Below are 19,077 nucleotides of genomic sequence, written 5' to 3' on the forward strand. Positions count from 1 at the left end.
TAGAAACTGACCAGGAGGCACCACGGAAAGAAAGATCGCAAATATAGACGAGTTCCAAGTGGACGAAAACGGGATTCCGCTATTTCCAGCAGGACTGAAGGAAGAAGCCAACCTCTATGTTCTCCCCGACGGGCGTTACCTCCCCTGCGGGGTCTACCGAACCGAAGATGGCGGCTCACTCATTTATGAGCCATCCGGGCTCAGCTTCTTCGGGCAGATGCTTGCTCAATTCAAAGAGTGCTAGGGGTTTGATTGCCCGTTAGATCGACACTGTTCCAAACCATGGAATGGGCAGGATGTCTCCCACCGCGGCCTGTGAGGTAAAATCTTGACTGCCGCGGAATCCGCCTGCGGGCAACGCTCCGATCTCCGATTGGGGTGAAGCCTATGAACTTGTTTCTTGAAATCCTGCGCCTCTCGATGTATGTGACCGGCATTGCCCGGAACCTCTACTCGATCTGGCGGGTATATAAGCAGTAACGGATAGCGAAGGGAGTCATAAAAAGGGCCGGTTGCAGCCGGCCCTTTAGACGATAATACCTGCGTTGCCCGCGCTTCCGAAGTGTGACTAGCTGAGGAGCGGGTTCCGCGGCACATCCTGATTTTACCCAGCGAGACGGCTCTTTTGCAGCCGCTCCACCGATTATTTACATCTGGCACCCTCAAACAATCAGACGACAGTCCGCACTCCTGCGAGCTGCCCCGTTCCTCTAGCTATCGGATCGCAGCGCCGACCGGCACTACTCCCCTACTTCCCAAAGATCGCAGCGAGCAAGCCCTTGCGTTTGGGCTTTTCTTCTCGGTAGGAACCCTCGGCAACCGCTGCCACCTGGCGCGGTTGCTCGCCGCCTCCCTTACGCACGATCTGGTAGAGGAAGGGCGATTTAACGTATTTGACCTCGACGGGCGTGGCGTGCACGGTGCTCTCACCGGACAGATGCAGACTCGGGCTGAGCGGCGCCACAATATGCGTCTCGCGCTTGTCGCTAAACACCACCGCGGCCGCGCGGCCCGTCTGGCCGTTTACGGCAATGCGCACCTGCTCGCCATCGCGGCTGTCCGTCGCTGGGCGATCGACAAAGTAGACCGGTACCATCACCAGGCCGTCCTTGTGCTTGCGGGCCTTGCGCGCCCAGGTGCGGATGCTCTTTTTATTGAGCCCCAGTACAGCCTCGGCGTCGTTGCCCGCAACGTCGAGCGCCAGCTTATCAATGACCACCTGGTCCTTGGTAGACGCATCGACGGAGACGACGCGAAAGTCGCCTTCCTGCATGGCGGGATCGAACGGACCGACCTTGGCAAAGTCCCACGGCTCCAAAATGCCCAGGAGGCGAACGTCCAGGTAGTTTGCCCTGGGATACGCCCAGTCGAGCACCTCGTAGTACACCAGGGTCTCCTTGCTCAGGCCCTTGACCGGGAAGGACGCCATCATGCGCAGGTCCGCCAGCGCCATGGGGAAATAGAAGAGCATCATGTCGTTTTGGATCGCATCTTCCACGTCGTGCCCGGCAAAGGCGTCGGGGTACTGGCGCACCAGCTGCAGTGCGTTGGCACGTGCCTGCTGCGGCGAGATTTCGCAGGGAATGCCCTGCTCCGGCACATACTCTGCACCCACGCCCATGGTCAGACGCTTGCTGAAGGTACCGGGCTTGAGTAGGTCGGCAATGCCGATCTTGTTGCCGCAGGACGGGCACTCAAACACACGCTGCGTTGACTCGCCCTCAAAGGACGCTCCGCAGAAGGGGCAAGGAATGCTCACATGCGTAGCCTCTTGGAACTCTTGCGCCGTGCCGCGATCCTCCCACAGCAGATGTTCCAGGACCGACTGATTGCGCCAGTGCGAATTGAAGAAATACCAGTCCGGGTCCTCCGGGCGCTCGAGTTGCGACACATGCGTGAGCTTGAGCAGTCCATCCACCACCGTCAACGGCGTATGGCGAATGCCCAAAGCGCTCTTGGGCTCTCCGGCGTCCGCCTGCCACGGAATGACCGCACCGCAATAAGCGCACTCAAAGCTGCGCTTAGCTTGGTGTGTGTACATAGGGCCGCCGCAGTTTTGACATTTAATGGCAAACATCTCGTCCATGGAAACGTCCTCCTTTGCACAGGGGCTGTCGGCATTAAGTATGTCGATCAAACAGGCACATGCCCATACCCATGTGGCCCAAAATGGACCACCCAGGCAGACGAGAAGGCTCGCTCGTTAGCACCGGCAGACTATTGCTGCATTTTCTGAGCATCGGCGCACGACGCCCCCGCGCGAGCTACACTATCCCCTTAAACATGATTGTGAGGACGACCGCTATGCTATTTGTTAATCGGCTGGTACATACACTTGTTCCCGGCAGCGAGGGCGAGCCGGTCGATACAACTTGTCGCACCAACGCGGGCTTTGCCGCAAGCCTCATCTGCATTGGCCTCAACATTACCCTGTGCCTAGCCAAGGGCATCGCGGGCCTGCTCGCCGGCTCCGTCTCGCTCATCGCCGACGCCTTCAACAACCTCTCCGACGCCTCGAGCAACATCGTGAGCCTGCTCGGATTCCGCCTTGCCAGTCGCCCGGCGGACGAAGGTCACCCCTATGGACACGGCCGCTACGAATACCTCGCCGGTCTGGTTGTCGCCGTCCTCGTTTGTGCTGTCGGCATCAACCTGATCCTGGAGTCGGTTACCAAGATCATCAAGCCCTCCCCCACCGCCTACACGCTCGTTTCACTTGCGGCACTGGCTACATCCATGCTCGTTAAGCTCTGGATGGCCGCGTTCAACCGCACGCTGGGCAACCGCATCGACTCGGAGACGCTCATCGCCACGGCGCAGGACTCCAAAAACGATGTCATCACCTCGGGCTCGGTCTTGGCGGCGGCGCTTATTTCGCAAACGACAGGCTTTGATCTCGACGGCTGGGCGGGCCTGGGCGTAGGCATCTTCATTTGCATCAGCGGCATGGGCCTGGTGCGCGACGCCATCAGCCCGCTGCTGGGGCAAGCGCCCGACCCCAAGCTCGTTCAAGCGATTCGCGACAGGATTATGTCGTACCCCCAGGTCCTGGGCACGCACGACCTGATGGTGCACGACTACGGCCCCGGCCGCCAGTTTGCCAGCGCACACGTGGAAATGCCCGGCGAGGGCGATGCCTTTGAGCACCACGAGATCCTGGACACCATCGAACACGACATCAAACGCCAGATGGGCATCGACATTACACTGCACTGCGACCCCATCGCAACGACCGGTGACGACCTGCGCGGCTGGGTCAAGCGCGGCGTAGCGCAGATCGACCCCACGCTTTCCATCCACGACCTGCACGAACACGATGGCTTTGTGTCATTTGACCTGGTGCGTCCCGACGGCTTTGACATATCCGACGAGGAGCTGCTGGAGCTCGTCACGCGCATCGTGCACGAGCGCAGGCCCGATGCATCATGCGTCGTCACATTTGACTCGGGCTTTAGCTCGCCCGACCGTCCGGCAGAGCAGCTGTAATCGACAGCAAAACGGGACGCAGGACCGCCGACCAACGCGCCTATGCGCCCGGTCACGCGATCCTGCGTCCCGTTTTTGTTTGCACTGCTAAGGCTCTAGCCGCTCGGCCGCTAGTTTCCCTGTGCGCCCGAAATGCCGTTTTGTAGGGCGTTCCAGGCATCCGTCGCCATGTCTCCCAAGTTCTGCGCGGTATCACCCAGGTTTTGTGCCGTATCGCCCAGCTCTTGCGCCTTATCTCCCAACTCCTGCGCCTTGTTGCTCAAGTCCTCCAGCGTATTGGAGCTCGAGCTGTCGGTACCGCTTTGGCCGCCGGACGAGTTGCCATAGCTGTTCTTGTGCGTGAGCTGAATCTCCAGGTTGCCGTTGTCGTTATAGTAGGCATTCGTAACAACCCAGTTGGAATCGATGACGGGCGTTGAGCCATCGTCGGTCAGAATCACGGCGTTCGAAAGGTCGGCTCCGCGCGACTTGAGGAGCTTCTTGGCGTTGGACCAGTACTGTCCCGGGATATCGGTCAGCTCTACTGCACCTGTCTGGTCGACCTCTGTCTGCTCGGCCGTCGTGCTGGTTGTAGCACCTCGCTTGTTGAGCATGCCCGTCACGATGGCAAACACAACCGACAGCGCAAAAAAGATCGCCAACACAATGAGGATCTTCTTGATCACGCTCGACGAACGCGACGGCGTCTCTTCCTCGTCCTCACCATACTGCGGAATCGATTTGGGATACTCGCGATAGGGCTGGCGCGCATACGGATCGCGCGACTCATAACGAGGCTGGGCCTGCGCCGTGCGCGGCATATACGTCGTCTGCTGAGGCTGCGGAATGGGATTTTGCGGCAGGTTGTCATAAGCGCCTGCCGCCGCATTGTCATACGGGTCCGGCGCCGCATTGCCATACGGATCCTGCGGTGCATAATCAAACGGATCCCGCGGTGTATCGCCATAGCCCATAACTCGTGTGGGTTCGGCGGACGCCTGCGTCGTATCGGGGGCAGCATTGCCGGGGTTCGACACAATGCGGGTCGCATCGGCGCTGCCGCCAGCCTGTGCGGAGCCATATCCGCCCATCACGGTCGTCTTGTCCTGGTCCATGCAACGTTTCCTTTCCGTCGCCTGCAAGCATCAAGTTATCCATGCATTCTACCCGCGCAAAAGCCTATGATGGGCAAAGCCCGCCGGTATCTACAAGACATGCGCGGGCCTAAGGATCAAAAAGCCCCGCCGGGCCTTGGTAGGCGCGGCGGGGCGGGCAAGCGGCTATGAGTAGCAGGCTTAAAACAGGCCGGTGATGTTGCCGTCGTTATCGACGTCGATGTTTTCGGCCGCGGGGACCTTGGGCAGGCCCGGCATGGTCAGAACGCTGCCGGTCAGCGCGACCACAAAGTGGGCACCGGCGGAAACCTTGAGCTCGCGCACGGTGATGCGGAAGCCCTCGGGAGCGCCCAGCGCCTTGGCGTTGTCGCTAAAGCTGTACTGCGTCTTGGCGACGCACACCGGCAGGTTGCCAAAGCCGTTCTCGCGCAGCTCGGCAAGCTGACGCTTGGCAGCCGGCGTAAAGTCGACGCCGTCGGCGCGGTAGACCTTAGTGGCAACGGCCTCAAGAGCATCGGCAACATCGGCACCGTCCTCGTAGGCAAACTTGAGCTCGCTCGGCTGCTCAATCAGCCGCATAACCTCATCGGCCAGGTCGAGCGCGCCCTCGCCGCCCTTGGCCCAAACCTCGGACAGCTTAACGTTGACGCCGAGCTTCTGGCACTCGGACTCGATGAGCTCGAGTTCGGCCTTGGTGTCCGTCGGGAAGCGGTTGATGGCGACCACGCAGGGCAGACCGTAGACATTCTGAATGTTGTCGACGTGGCGCAGCAGGTTGGGCATGCCGGCCTTGAGGGCATCGAGGTTCTCGTCATTAAGGTCGGCCTTGGCAACGCCGCCGTTGTACTTAAGCGCACGGGCAGTGGCGACAATCACGACGGCGCTGGGGCGAACGCCCGTCATGCGACACTTAATGTCGAGGAACTTCTCAGCACCCAGATCGGCGCCAAAGCCTGCCTCGGTAATGGCGACATCGCCAAAGCGCATGGCCATACGCGTGGCCATGATGGAGTTGCAGCCGTGGGCGATATTGGCGAAGGGGCCGCCGTGGACAAACGCGGGCGTGCCCTCGAGCGTCTGCACAAGGTTGGGCTTGAGCGCATCCTTAAGCAGCGCAGCCATGGCGCCCTGAGCCTTGAGGTCGCGGGCGCGAACGGGCTCGCCGGCATAGCTGTAGCCGACGACGATCTCGCCCAGGCGCTCCTTGAGGTCGTTGATACTCGTGGACAGGCACAAGATCGCCATGACTTCGGAGGCAACAGTGATGTCGAAGCCATCCTCGCGCGGCACACCCTGGGCCTTGCCGCCAATGCCGTCAATAACGTGGCGCAGCTGGCGGTCGTTCATGTCGACAACGCGCTTCCAGGTGATGCGCTTAACGTCGATACCGAGCTGGTTGCCCTGCTGAATATGGTTGTCAAGCATGGCGGCCAGCAGGTTATTGGCGGCACCGATAGCGTGGAAGTCGCCGGTAAAGTGCAGGTTGATATCCTCCATGGGGATGACCTGGGCCCAACCGCCGCCGGCGGCACCGCCCTTTACGCCAAAGACGGGGCCGAGCGAAGGCTCGCGCAGGGCCACAGCGCTCTTGACGCCGCGACGACGCAGGCCGTCGGCCAGACCGATGGTCGTGGTGGTCTTGCCTTCGCCAGCGGGCGTGGGGTTGATGGCGGTCACGAGGACGAGCTTGGCCTGGTGATTGGTCGGCTCGTTAAGCAGCGAATAGTCGACCTTAGCCTTGTCGAAGCCGTACGGAATCAGGTGCTTTACGTCGACGCCGGCGTTCTTAGCCACCTCGGTAATGGGCAGCGGCGTGACGGAACGTGCGATTTCGATGTCAGTAGGCATGGGCGGTCCTTTCGTTACCGGATGAGAAAAAGACCAATTCAGCATAGCACGGGCGCGCAATAGTAAAACACCCGTAACCGATGAATGGCGATATGTTTATCCAATGCTCAGCGATAGCCTACAGACCAGCCAAAACAAACCCGTCTCTAAACGGCTGGCTCGATGCCCAAGTGTTCAAAGGTGCGAAGCGTTGCCTGGCGGCCCTGGGGCGTGCGAATCATCAAGCCGCACTGCAGCAGATAGGGCTCATAGACATCCTCGAGCGTACCCGGGTCCTCGCCCACCGCGCTGGCAAGGGTCGTCAGGCCCACGGCACGGCCGGAGAACGTCTTGGCAAGCGTCTCCAAGATGCGAATATCCATCCAGTCCAGACCAAGCTCATCAATCTCGAAGAACTCGAGCGCCTGACGGCAAATATCAAGCTCAATAGGACCGTTGCCGCGCACCTGCGCATAGTCGCGCACACGCTTGAGCAGACGGTTGGCCAAGCGCGGCGTGCCACGCGAGCGCGAGCCGATCTCAAGCGCGCTCGGATGGTCTATCGTCACGCCCAAGATGGTCGCCGAGCGCGTCACGATCTGGGCGAGCTCCTCGACCGTGTAGTAGTCCAGGCGATACGAAATGCCAAAGCGATCGCGCAGCGGGCCGGTCAGCATACCCGAGCGGGTCGTTGCCGCTACCAGCGTAAACTTGGGGATATCCAGGCGAATCGAGCGAGCGGCCGGGCCTTTACCGATAACGATATCGAGCGCAAAGTCTTCCATAGCGGGATACAGGACCTCCTCGACCGAGCGGTTAAGGCGGTGGATCTCGTCGATAAACAGCACGTCACCTGGCTGCAAGTTGGTAAGGATAGCCGCCAGGTCACCCGTACGCGCGATGGCCGGGCCGCTCGTCGTCTTGATCTGAGCGCCCAGCTCGTTGGCGATAACCGTGGCCAGCGTGGTCTTGCCCAGACCCGGAGGGCCCGAGAAAATCACGTGGTCGAGCGTCTCGCCACGGCTCTGCGCCGCCTCGATCAGCACGCGAAGGCTCTGCTTGATATGCTCCTGACCGCAGTAGTCGTCCAGGCGCTGGGGACGCAGGGTACGGTCGACATCGAGATCCTCGGCCGTCAGTTCCGAACCCACCATACGCTCACCGTGCGCCATGGATGCCGCCGGCGAGTTGGCGGGCGTCGCCCACAGGTCCTGAGAGTCATCGGCTTCCCACATCACGCATCCATTCCGAGTCGCTTAAGCGCCGCGCCGAGCAGATCCTCGACACGCATATCCTGCCCATCATACCCGCTCAGGGCAACCTCGGTCTCCTGCGGGCTAAAGCCCATGGAGAGGAGCGCCGCGCGGGCGTCGTCGATCGCCGAGGGAGCGGCGGCAGGGACCGGCATCGCAACCTGGCCGGGAATCACGTCGACCGGAACAAAGCCCTTGTCCTTGGCAAAGGTACTTTTGAGCTCCAAGATGAGGCGCTGAGCGGTCTTTTTGCCCACACCAGGCACCTTGGCCATGCCCTTGTCATCCTCGGCCATTACCAGGGAATACAGCTGTCCCACGGTATAGGTGGAAAGCACGGCAAGCGCCAGACGCGGGCCAACACCCGACACGGACACGAGTCGGTCAAACATCGTGCGCTCGTCCTTGGAGGCAAAGCCAAAGAGCGTCATGGCGTCCTCGCGCACCTGCATGCGGGTATAGAGGCGAACCTCACCGCCGGGCGTAGGCAGCGTGGCGGCAGTGCTGCCCGAAATACCGAGCTCAAAGCCCACGCCCGACACATCGACGACAGCAGAGCTCATCGTGGCCTCGACAAGCGTTCCATGGAGCTGGGAGATCATCAGTATCCGGTTCCTCTCTGTTGATAGAACTCGCCGCCGGTAAGCGCCCGGGTGCGGCTTAGGTTAACGTGACAGATGGCGCAGGCCAGCGCATCGGCGGCATGGTCTGGGTGAGGGTCGTGATCGAGCTGCGTGAGCGTACGCACCATGTAGGCAACCTGCCGTTTATCTGCAGCGCCCGTGCCCACCACGGCCTGCTTGATCTGCATGGGCGTGTATTCGCCAATCTCGAGCGCGCATTCCGAAAGCGCCACGAGCGCGGCACCGCGGGCATGCGCCGTGGGGATGGCCGAGCGGACGTTAGCGCCAAAGTAGATGCTCTCGATAGCCGCGGTATCGGGACGGTAGCGTTCGACGACGCCCTTGAGGTCGCGGGCGATATGCGACAGGCGCACCGCGAGCGGGCTGCCCGCGCTGGTCTCGATACAACCGTAGGCACGGCAGCGAACCTCGCCACGTCGCTCCTCGATAATCCCCCAGCCCGTATGGGCCAAACCGGGGTCGATACCCAAAATGACCAAGCCGACCTCCCCTCGTCACAAGCACAGCGCAAGGCAAGGCCCCGCGCATCATTCACGAACGTCTGTTCTAGAATAACACAACGGGGCCAAGACGCTTAGTTGAAGTATCGGGGTTGGAAGCGAATCCCATCCCATAGTTAGTTTTGGCTGAAGAATGGGAACTGCCTCGGGTCAACCGGCGGATGCGGCATCGGCGTGCCCTGGGGCCCACCCTGTGGTCCGCCCTGGCCGCCCATCATCTTGTCGATGGCGTCCTGGACCTCGCCCTCGAACTTTTTCATTCCCTCGTGCAAACGACGCTGACCGTCCTCGGAGCGCAGCTCCTCCATCTGCTCGGGCGAAATACCCAGCAGCTCGCCCAGTATGCCCATCATCTCGCCGCGCATACGGTCACTCGTGTCGTCGTCGGCAAAGCGGCGCACCTCGGCGCGTGCCAGCGAATCAACCGTCATGCGCTCCTTACCGTTGAGCCCCAGATCGGACCACGCGAGCATGTACGGCCAGGAGCGCTCGACAAATGAACGGGCCGAGACGATCGGCGCCGTCGGTAGCATGCGGCGGGCGGCCTCGCCCTGGCGCACGAGCATCAGCAGCAGCGAGCAGACCTCGGGCTTGGTGGCGGCCATCGGGATGTCGTCGAAAGGTCGATTGCGGTCTACGTGCGACTCAAGCGCACCATCGACCTCGCCCGGCTCAAGCCCGCCAAGCAGCTGTGCCGCACGATCGAGCATGTCAACCGGACCGGCGAGCGTCGAGAGCGCCTGCGCCAGCACGCGATCCATGCAATCCTCTACCGCGTTGAGCGTCACGAGCTCTTGGGGCACCACGGCCGAGGCGCGGTTGCGCACGCGTGCCACAAACTCGAGCGTCGACAGATACACATCGCCAAAGGGCGCATAATCGCCCTGGTAGCCACCGCAAAGCGCGGGCGCCGCCAGCGCGTACTCGGTCTTGGAAAGCGGGCTCAGCGCCATAGCGCCCAGCTCGAGCGCCGTATCCTCGAGCATCAGGCCCAGCGCACGCGAACGCAGGCGTTCGGCATCGCCCGCCGACACGTCGCGATCGAGCACGCGCGCCGCATCCGGCGCATCGCGCTCGACAGTGCGAATGTGCAAGCGCTCGGCGATTGAGCGAACAGCGGAACAACGGGCGGCCTCGGCCTCCTCCTGCGCCGGCGTAAAGATGCGATTGCGCCCCAGCACCAGGCCAATCACATTACGCGAACCCAAGGCATCGACGGCAAGTGCCGCCAACAGGGACGACGGCAAATCGCCCTCGAGCGCCACCACGGCACGCGACGCACCGCGGGCGCGGGCATTGTCGCGCACGGCAAGCACCAGCGCCTGCCACAGCCACTCCTCGGAGCGAAACTGGGGCAGCTCATGGTCCTCCAGGGCATCGAGCATCACGCCGCGCTGAATCTCCTGAACCAGCAGGCTCTCCTCAAAACACGGCGCCTGGGCCACCACGCGACCGCAGTCGTCGAGCACAAACGAACCGCCGGTATACACCGACTCGTCATAGGCACCGATCGGCGCCATGCAGGCAAACCATACGCTGCGCTTGGACGCGATCTTGCGGTAGGCACCGCTGCGCACGGCGGCGACGCCAGCTGTCTCGCGGTCGGTCATGTCAAACGCGTTGAACTGGAAATAGGCAATGAGGTCGACACCGGTCGGCAGCATTTCGAGCTCGCGGTCCAGGTCAAACACCACGGCGATGCGCACGCCGTCCACGTCAAACACCGGAGGCGCCCAACGCGCGTCGTTGCTCTCGCCACGCTGCAGGGCGATGCTTGTGCGCGCGGGCACCACGCGACCGTCTTTGAGCATCATATAGTCAAGCAGGGGCTGGCCCTCAAACAAAACCGCAGCGGGCACGATGCAGATCATGTCGAGCTCTTGGATGCGCTCGGCAACGCCCGTCAGACCCGTCAGCATATCGTGCTCAAAATCGGCAGCGCCCACCAGGCCACCGGGCATGGCGCCCATAAAGAGTGGAGCCGGAACGCACAGCATGCGCGCGCCGCGCTCATGAGTCAGGCGAGCCTGGTCCTCGATGCGGCCGCAGATGCCCTCAATATCACCCAGGCGCATATCGATCTGTGCAAGTGCGAGCTTCATGGCCCAGCCCTTTCCGTCGTAAATCGTCGTTGTCGTAGTAAAAGCGCCGGCCGCATAATGCAGCCGGCGCTCGCATGTGCATATGCTAGCTATGATACCCCGAGCGGGGGCGCGCTCCTAGAACGTCGCGGACCACAGCCCATGCAGGTTGCAGTAGGCATAGACGGTACCGGTCTTGGAACCGCCAGCGAAAAACGTCGTGGGCTTCATGCCGGGCTCAAGGTAATGGATCTCCAGGCGGCCCTCGGCCTCAAGCGCGATCCACTCGATGTAGTGCTCGGGCAGCATGGGGTGCTCCGTCGAGCCCACGCGCGCACGAATAACGTGGCCGTCGCGCTCGATCTCGACAACAGGCACGTGCTTCTCGTGCGCCGCATCCTCGGTGTTTGCCGTCAGCTCCGTGCAGCCGGCAGGGGTCGCAACGCCGTCGCCAAGGGCGGCAATGAGCTTGCCGTCGGAGTCCTTAAAGAATTTCGCCATGATGTTCTCCTTTGCTGATGTGCCGATGTTCTCGATGGTTCTTATGCCCAAAGGCAGGCAAACCATCCACGGCATGGCAAATGAACACATAACGGGCGGGAACGGTGGGGCGGCGCGTACTATCCGCCCCGGCAACCTCATCCCGCGCGCAGCTAGCGACCGTCGCCACCGAGCAGCGCCAGAACATCTTCGCGCGTGAACAGCGCCGACGAGATACCATCGCCGCCGAGCACGCTGTTGACCAGATCGCGTTTGGACTCTTGCATCTGCATAATGCGTTCCTCGATCGTGTCCTTGGCGATGAGCTTGTACACGGTCACGGTGTGCTGTTGGCCAATGCGGTGGGCGCGGTCGGTCGCCTGGTCCTGCGCCGCCACGTTCCACCATGGGTCGTAGTGGATGACCACGTCGGCAGCCGTCAAATTAAGGCCCACGCCGCCCGCCTTGAGCGAAATCAAGAACACCGGTACCTCGCCCGCCTGGAACTGAGCAACCATCTTGGCGCGGCTCTCCTTGGACGATGCGCCCGTGAGCTTAAGAAAGGCGATATCCTCCTTGGCCAGACGCTTGCCGATGATATCGAGCATGCCCGTAAACTGGCTGAACAGCAAGATGCGATGACCGCCGTCGAGCGCGCCGTGGACGAGCTCCATACACGTATCGAGCTTGGCGCTTCCCGCCTTGTAGTCCGCATAGTGCAGATGCGGGTCGCAACAGATCTGGCGCAGCTTGGTGAGCTCGGCAAGCACCTTGAGCTTGTCTTTCTTAAACTCCCCCGCCTCGCGGTGCTGCACCTGCTGGGCGATGCGGTCCTGATTTGCCAGGTAGAGCTTGCGCTGCTCGCCGGTAAGCTGCGCCATCACCGTATCCTCGATCTTCTCGGGCAGATCGGCCACCACATCTTCCTTGACGCGACGCAGCACAAACGGCGACACGAGCGCCTGCAGACGAGCGGCGCTGTCACCCTCGGCATGTTCGACGGGACCCTCAAAGCGCTTGGCAAATGAGTCGCGCGTGCCCAGAAGGCCCGGCATCAAAAAGTCGAAGATGCTCCAGAGCTCGGACAGACGGTTTTCGATGGGCGTGCCCGTCAAGGCAAAGCGCACGCCGGCCGGCAGGCGCTTGGCAGCGCGGGCCACCTGGGTGAGCGGGTTTTTAATGTACTGGGCCTCGTCGAGCACCACGCGGGCAAAGTCCTGCTCGACGTATTCGTCGATGTCGCGGCGCATAAGGTCATACGACGTTACCACCACGTTATGCTCGGCCACGCCGGCAATTTGCACGCGGCGTTGAGCCTTGGCACCCACAATGGCGCACACATCAAGCGACGGGGCAAAGCGCTCCAGCTCGGCGGTCCAGTTGTATACAAGCGACGCAGGGCACACCACAAGCGTGGGCTTGGTGTCCCCCGCCTCCACGCGCGCCAGAATGTGCGCGATCATCTGCAGTGTTTTACCCAGGCCCATATCGTCGGCCAAGATGCCGCCAAGGCCCAAATGCTCAAGCGAGCCGAGCCACTGGTAGCCGTCGACCTGGTAGCCACGCAGCGTAGCCTTGAGCGAGGCGGGCACCGTAAAGTCCATCTTGCCGAGCGTGTCCAGGCGCTCGACAGTGCGGCGAAACGCCGCGTCGCGATCGGCCTCGAGCGCGGGCGTGCGCGCGAGCATGCTGTCGACAAACAGGGTACTCGACGCGGGAAGCGACACGCCGTCGAGCAGGTCGACAGCATCGACCCCCAGGTCCTCGGCAAGGCCAAACGCAGCGCGGGCACCTTCATCCAGGCGAACGATGTCACCGGACGTAAGGCGCGCAAACGTCTGGTGACGCTTATACGAATCGAGATAGACAGCAAGGTCAGCCGCCGAAAGCCCGCTCGCACCCAGCTCGACGTCGAGCAAGTTGCTCTTGACGGTGGCGCGCACCGAGAGCTTAGGCGCAGGGCGTACCGAGATCTGGCGCAGGCGGTCGCTGAGCATGACCTCGCCCAACTCGGACAGGGCAGACAGGCCCTCGGTCAGCAAGTGGAACAGGCTCTCGTCATCGCGCTCCTCAAATGCCAGGCCGCCCTCGTAGAAATCGAAGTACAGGGCAGCCGTGTCCATAACGCGAAACTCCGCCACCGTATCGCGGGGCGGAACGCCGGGGCGTTGTTCTTCGAAGGGACTGCCCGGAGCACCAAGACTAAAGAGATCTGCCGACCAATCGCCGTAGGTCACCGTAATCTTGCAGGTCACAAGACCATCGTCGACGCCGATCGCCATGGCAAAGCTCGGCTCGGGCGCCACGGCGTCGAGCGCGGCGGGAGCGGTCAGGTCGGTGTAGTCGCGCAAGATAGGCAGCGCCATGCGGCAGAACTCGCCCACCTGGTCGGCGGCGATATGGACCGGCGTGCGGCAGGGCAACAAGTGCGAAAGGAACGGCGCCGCATGTTGGGCAAACGCCGTGTCGGTACGGCGCGCGCGGCGCGTATCGACCAGATAGGCTGCGTCGCTCGAGACAAAGCAATGCGTATCGGCCGGAAGGCGCAAGTCGTAGCTGCCTCCCGCCGCCGGTGCAATCTTGGCGGCAAGAAGCGGCGGGCGCTTAGCCGGGACTTCGCCCTCCCCCTGCGGCGACGGCTCGACTTCCACCTCGTAGGAGCGATGCGTCGTCGTCCCCCGCGACCAAGCGGGCTCAAAGGACATGGACCTGCCACACAGCAGGTCCAGCACGGACACGACGGAATACTCGGATACCGGCAACTGACGCTCGGCGACAAAGCCGCTGCGGGCAAAGTCATACGATGCCGAGCGCGAGCTCGTAATATCGCCTAGGTAGGCGACCGTCATTGCGATAAAGTCGAGCAGCTTTGTCGACACGTCATCGAAAGCCTCGGGCACATGGGCAAACGTAAGCTTCTTGCCATAGGAGAACGTACCGCCGCGCACATAGGCATCGGCCATGCCGTCGATATCCTTAACCACGTAGGACACCGAACCGCAGCGAATGCGAAACTCGAGCGCCCAGTTAAAGCGATCGGCAAACAGCGGATTGTAGTACGGCACCAGCGAGGGCTCCAGCACCGCTTTGGGCGCATCGGGGTCGATGGTGCCGGCGAGCTTGCGGCGCATGGCCGCGAGCTCGTCCATGCGCGCGTCCGAAAGATCGGAAAGCGCCGCCACAAGGCTCGGGCTCGTGGGGACGGGCGCCGGGAAGGGAAAGTTGGGGTTGACCGCAGATGCGGTGGGCGCGGGGCGCGTGGGCTGCTTGGACTGTGCGGGCGGTACCGTAAACGTGCGGACCGGCGTACGCAAGCCCTCGACGGGCTCGGCGCCACTGGCATCCAGATACGCCAGCGCCGTGGCGATAACGTGCTTGCACATGCCGGAATAGCGGAAGGCGGCGGGACAATCGCAGTCGTAGTCGATAACCTCGTGCTCGTCCATATCGAGCGCCACGTGCGTCTTGTACAGGTCGCCGCGCGAGCCGCGCACCGAGCCCTCGATGTTCACGCTTTTGGAGAAGCGCGAGCCGGAGTCCTCAAACGACAGCACGGCGCCGTTGAGCATGAGCGAGCGCCCCTTCATAAAGGTACTGCTGAGCGCCGCCTCCTTACGAAGCGCCTGCACAAACGTCCCCTGCGCCATCACTTCCTCCAATCTCGCACCAGGTAGCTAATTTGGGACGGGGCTATTTTAGCTACCCCCACATGTCGGTTGAGAATTATTCAAATCCCAGCCAAATCGCCGTCAGCCAAAGGGTAGCTAAAAAAGCCCCGTCCCAAATTAGCTACCCCTCAGCAACGCCGTCCCTAGATCACCGTCACTCTGCCTTGGTTACCCACGATGGCCTTGGCCTCGGCTAGCAGCGGAATCGAGCGTGCGTTGACCTTGGCCGGCACCTCGGCACGCAGTACGCGCCCGTCCACCTGCTCGATAAAGATCTCCACGCGGTCGCCGCCCGGGTTGGCGGTAAGCACCGTGGCAAGACGCGCCATATTGCCCTGGCTAAAGCGGCTGTTGGGCACCATGACCTCAAACACCTTGGGCTTGTTGCTCTCCTCGTTAAGCTCAAGCGGCACGATCTCCTGCGCGATGATCTGGTCGCCGCGGTCCGAGCGCTCGAGCTTGCCCTTAATGCGCACAAACGCATCGGACAGCTGTGCACCGGTCTCGGGATCGACCTCGCCGTATAGATACCCCTCGGCTTCCTTGTAGGTCTTGGGGAACACCACGACGGTGGCCTCGCCTTCCATGTCCTCGAGCTGCACGATGCCCATGGGGTCGCCGTTTTTGGTCACGCGCTTGGACACGCTCGAGACCATACCGGCCCACCACAGCGCCTTGCCCTCGGGAATCTCCTGGTTGATGGTACCGCCCGTGGGGTTTTGCACCTCGTAGCCGGTGTCGATCTGCGAGAACGAGAAGTCGCGCGCTTTGCTAAGTGCATACTCAAACGGGCGCAGCGGGTGGTCCGAGACATAGATGCCCAGAACCTCCTTCTCCTGGCTCAGCTTAAGGTGGCGGTCCCACTCCTGGCCATCCGGATCGGGCACGCTCACCTCAAACCCCGAGCCCTCAACGTCGCCAAACATATCGAAGAACGACGTCTGGCCGCTCGCGCGATCCTTCTGGCGCTTTACCGCGGCGTCGATGATGTTCTCGGGGTTGTTCTTGTCCACAAAGTGCATCATCTGGCGGCGTGGATAGCCCGTGGAGTCGAAGGCGCCTGCCTTGATGAGCGATTCGATCACGCGACGGTTGGCCTGGCTCGAGTCCACGCGCTCGACAAAGTCGTGCAGCGTCTTAAACGGACCGCCTGCCTCGCGCTCAGCGATAATCGCCTGCGCCACGCCGGTACCCACGCCTCGAATGCCGGCCAGACCAAAGCGCACGCCCTCCTTGGTAGCCGTGAACTCGGTGCCGGACTCGTTGACATCTGGCGACAGCACGGGGATGCCGTCGTGACGGCACGCCGAGACGTAATGCACGATCTTGTCGGTCTTGCCCGTGTAGGACGTCAGAACGGCCGCCATGTACTCGTGCGGATAGTGCGCCTTGAGCCACGCCGTCTGCATAACCAGGATGGCGTAGCCAGCGGAGTGCGACTTGTTAAAGGCGTAAGATGCGAACTCGAGAACATCGTCCCAAATCTTCTGGGCGACCTCGCGCGTGTAGTTGTTCTTGATAGCGCCGTTCATCCAGTGGTCGTAGGTGGTCTCGTCCGAGCCATCCTCCCAGTGGAGCACCGTCGACGTGAGCAGCTTGATCTTTTTCTTAGCCACGGGCTTACGGATACGCGAGTCCGATTCGCCCTTGGAGAAGCCGCACATCTCGACGGAGATGAGCATAACCTGCTCCTGGTAGACCATAGTGCCGTAGGTTTCGCCCAGGATGTCGTCCAGGCGGTCGTCGTAGGAGACGGCCGGCTCCTTGCCGTTCATACGGTTGATGTAGGACGAAACCATGCCGGCGCCCAGCGGGCCCGGGCGGTACAGGGCGATCAATGCCACGACGTGCTTGTACTCGGTGGGCTTCATATTCTTGATCGTGGCCGTCATGCCGGCGGACTCGACCTGGAAGACGCCGGCGGTGTGGCCGGAACCCATGAGCTTAAAGATCTCGGGATCGTCAAAGGGGATCTCTTCCTCTTTGATGTCGATGCCGAAGTTCTTTTTGATGTTTGCCTTGGCCTTGGAGATAACCGTCAGCGTGCGCAGGCCCAAGAAGTCCATCTTGAGCAGGCCCATGTCGGCAACGGTATGGCCCTCGTACTGGGTAATCTCGACGCCGCCCTTGGTGTCGAGCTTGGTGGGCACATGCTCGTTGACGGGGTCGCGGCAGATCAGAACGGCGCACGCGTGCACGCCCTCGCCACGGGTGAGACCCTCGATCGAGAGCGCCGTGTCGATGATGCGGCGGGCGTCGTCGTCCTTTTTATAGGCCTCGGCAAAGTCGGGGTTAAACAGATCCTCTTTGCCGGGTTGTTTTTCGAGTACCTGCTTGAGCTTGACCTTGGGGTCGCTCGAGACCATCTTGGACAGGCGCTGGCCCATGTAGACGGGGTAGTCCAGAACGCGCGCGGCGTCGTTGATGGCCTGCTTGGCCTTGATGGTCGAGTAGGTGATAACGTGGGTGACCTTCTCGGGGCCGTAGAGCTGGCGAACGTGCTCCACGACCTCGAGGCGCCGCTCATCGTCGAAGTCCATATCGATATCGGGCATCTCGGTACGCTGCGGAGACAGGAACCTCTCGAACATCAGGCCGTTCTCGAGCGGGTCGAACGCGGTAATGTTCATGGCGTAGGCGACGATAGCGCCGGCGGCCGAGCCACGGCCGGGGCCGACGCCGATGCCGTTGTCCTTGGCCCATTGCACGTACTCGGCAACGATCAAAAAGTAGGCGGCAAAGCCCTTGTCGCAGATGACCTTGTATTCGTACTCAAAGCGCTCTTTGATGTTGACGCCACAGATTTCGCGCGTGGCCCAGTCGTCACCGTAGTGTTGGCGCAGGCCCTTCTCGCACTCGCGGCGGAACTGGCTCTCGTGCGTCTCGCCGGGATCGAGCAACGGGAAGCGCGGCAGGATGATGGAGTCCCAGTCCAGCTCCACGTAGCACTTGTCGGCGATCTCGAGTGTGTTGTCGCAGGCCTCGGGGCAATACGGGAACATCGCCCGCATCTCCTCCTCGGTCTTCATATAAAACTCCGAGCCGGTCATGCGCATGCGGTTGGGGTCATCGACCTTGGCGTTCATGCCAATGCACATGATGACGTCCTGCACGGGCGCATCCTCGCGGCGCAGGTAGTGAAAGTCGTTGGTAGCGATGACCTTGACGCCCACCTGTTTGGCGATATCGATGAGCGTGCGGTCCATCTGCTCGTCGGTCAGGCCGTTATCGGTGGTAATGCCGTGTTCCTGAATCTCGATGTAAAAGTCGCCGGGGTCAAAGGTGTCACGGAAAGTCTCGGCCCACTTGATGGCGCCTTCCATGTCGCCGCGGTCGATGTATTTGGGGATGATGCCCGCGATGCAGGCGCTCGTGCAGATCATGCCCTTGGCGTGGCGGCGCAGGTTGTCGAGCGTCACGCGCGGCTTGTAGTAAAAGCCCTGCACGGCGGCCTCGGAAACCGTCTGCATCAGGTTGACGTAGCCCTCCTGGTCCTTGGCCAGAAGGATCATGTGGTAGAGCTCGGGCTTATGGTCGCGGGCGAGCGTCTCGTCCGGCGTAAAGTAGACCTCGCAGCCAAAGATGGGCTTGATGACCAGGGGCGGCTTGAGCTCGTCGATGTTGCCCTTCTCGTCCCACATGGCCATGTCCTTCACATACTGGGCATGCTCGCGCGGGTTTGCCTCGGGGTCGGGCTCCACCAGCTCGTCGCGGCGATCCTTTTCCAAGAAGGCCTTGTCGTGGCTCCATGTCTTGTACTCGGGCGTGTTGTGGTTGACGGCGTCGCAGGCCAGCGCCAGGTCGGGCACGCCGTACATGTAGCCGTGGTCGGTAATGGCCACGGCGGGCATGCCAAGCTCAACGGCACGATTGACCATATCCTGGATACGGGTTGCGCCGTCGAGCATGGAGAAGACAGTGTGGTTGTGCAGATGGACGAATGCCATATGATGAGCTCCGATGCGGGTTCGTGTTCTGACTGAACGATTTTACCGCACGGCGCGGACGGCACCCGAACCTAGCCAAACCCACACGGCTCCTCTT

General features: G+C 61.9%; 12 protein-coding genes. 2 read left to right on the forward strand and 10 right to left on the reverse strand.

The genetic code is table 11. The features are described 5' to 3' along the window. The first annotated feature begins 58 nt into the window (after positions 1-58). On the forward strand, positions 59-244 hold the full coding sequence (locus ACKUUJ_RS06400) for a hypothetical protein (protein ID WP_270225603.1): 186 nt from the start codon (positions 59-61) through the stop codon (positions 242-244). Between the two features lie 504 nt (positions 245-748). On the opposite strand, the gene ACKUUJ_RS06405 is transcribed toward ACKUUJ_RS06400, so the two are convergent. Continuing rightward, entirely contained in the window at positions 749-2,086 is a 1,338-nt protein-coding gene (locus tag ACKUUJ_RS06405) for a hypothetical protein (protein ID WP_409065052.1), read from the reverse strand. A gap of 218 nt (positions 2,087-2,304) precedes the next feature. Here ACKUUJ_RS06405 and ACKUUJ_RS06410 point away from each other — a divergent pair, with 218 nt between their 5' ends. Beyond that, a complete protein-coding gene (locus ACKUUJ_RS06410; RefSeq protein ID WP_409065053.1) occupies positions 2,305-3,486 on the forward strand; it encodes a cation diffusion facilitator family transporter in 1,182 nt (393 codons plus the stop codon). A gap of 110 nt (positions 3,487-3,596) precedes the next feature. Here the strand turns inward: ACKUUJ_RS06410 and ACKUUJ_RS06415 are convergent, their stop codons facing one another. From ACKUUJ_RS06415 to dnaE, 9 genes are all read right to left on the reverse strand, one after another. Then, positions 3,597-4,580 (reverse strand): hypothetical protein, encoded by a 984-nt coding sequence (locus tag ACKUUJ_RS06415; RefSeq protein ID WP_409065054.1) that lies wholly within the window; start codon positions 4,578-4,580, stop codon positions 3,597-3,599. A 180-nt stretch (positions 4,581-4,760) separates the two neighbouring features. Next, a complete protein-coding gene (locus tag ACKUUJ_RS06420; RefSeq protein ID WP_409065055.1) occupies positions 4,761-6,428 on the reverse strand; it encodes a formate--tetrahydrofolate ligase in 1,668 nt (555 codons plus the stop codon). Positions 6,429-6,574: 146 nt separating this feature from the next. Continuing rightward, positions 6,575-7,642: a Holliday junction branch migration DNA helicase RuvB gene (ruvB, locus tag ACKUUJ_RS06425; RefSeq protein WP_409065056.1), complete on the reverse strand. Its 1,068-nt coding sequence runs from the start codon at positions 7,640-7,642 to the stop codon at positions 6,575-6,577. Beyond that, a complete protein-coding gene (gene ruvA / locus ACKUUJ_RS06430; protein ID WP_118079535.1) occupies positions 7,642-8,262 on the reverse strand; it encodes a Holliday junction branch migration protein RuvA in 621 nt (206 codons plus the stop codon). Before ruvA ends, ruvB begins: the two co-directional genes overlap by 1 nt. Further along, positions 8,262-8,783: a crossover junction endodeoxyribonuclease RuvC gene (gene ruvC, locus ACKUUJ_RS06435; protein ID WP_035137351.1), complete on the reverse strand. Its 522-nt coding sequence runs from the start codon at positions 8,781-8,783 to the stop codon at positions 8,262-8,264. Before ruvC ends, ruvA begins: the two co-directional genes overlap by 1 nt. A 137-nt stretch (positions 8,784-8,920) precedes the next feature. Beyond that, the gene (locus tag ACKUUJ_RS06440) at positions 8,921-10,906 is read right to left on the reverse strand and encodes a hypothetical protein (RefSeq protein ID WP_409065057.1); all 1,986 of its coding nucleotides are present in this window, start codon (positions 10,904-10,906) and stop codon (positions 8,921-8,923) included. Positions 10,907-11,023: 117 nt separating this feature from the next. Continuing rightward, entirely contained in the window at positions 11,024-11,386 is a 363-nt protein-coding gene (locus ACKUUJ_RS06445; protein WP_409065058.1) for a desulfoferrodoxin family protein, read from the reverse strand. A gap of 152 nt (positions 11,387-11,538) precedes the next feature. After that, complete coding sequence (locus tag ACKUUJ_RS06450) at positions 11,539-15,012, reverse strand: SNF2-related protein (protein ID WP_409065059.1); 3,474 nt, start codon at positions 15,010-15,012, stop codon at positions 11,539-11,541. Positions 15,013-15,176: 164 nt separating this feature from the next. Continuing rightward, complete coding sequence (gene dnaE, locus ACKUUJ_RS06455; RefSeq protein ID WP_409065060.1) at positions 15,177-18,980, reverse strand: DNA polymerase III subunit alpha; 3,804 nt, start codon at positions 18,978-18,980, stop codon at positions 15,177-15,179. Positions 18,981-19,077 lie beyond the last annotated feature (97 nt).

The sequence above is a fragment of the Collinsella sp. wc0583 genome, assembly GCF_046116915.1.
Taxonomy (GTDB): Bacteria; Actinomycetota; Coriobacteriia; order Coriobacteriales; family Coriobacteriaceae; genus Collinsella.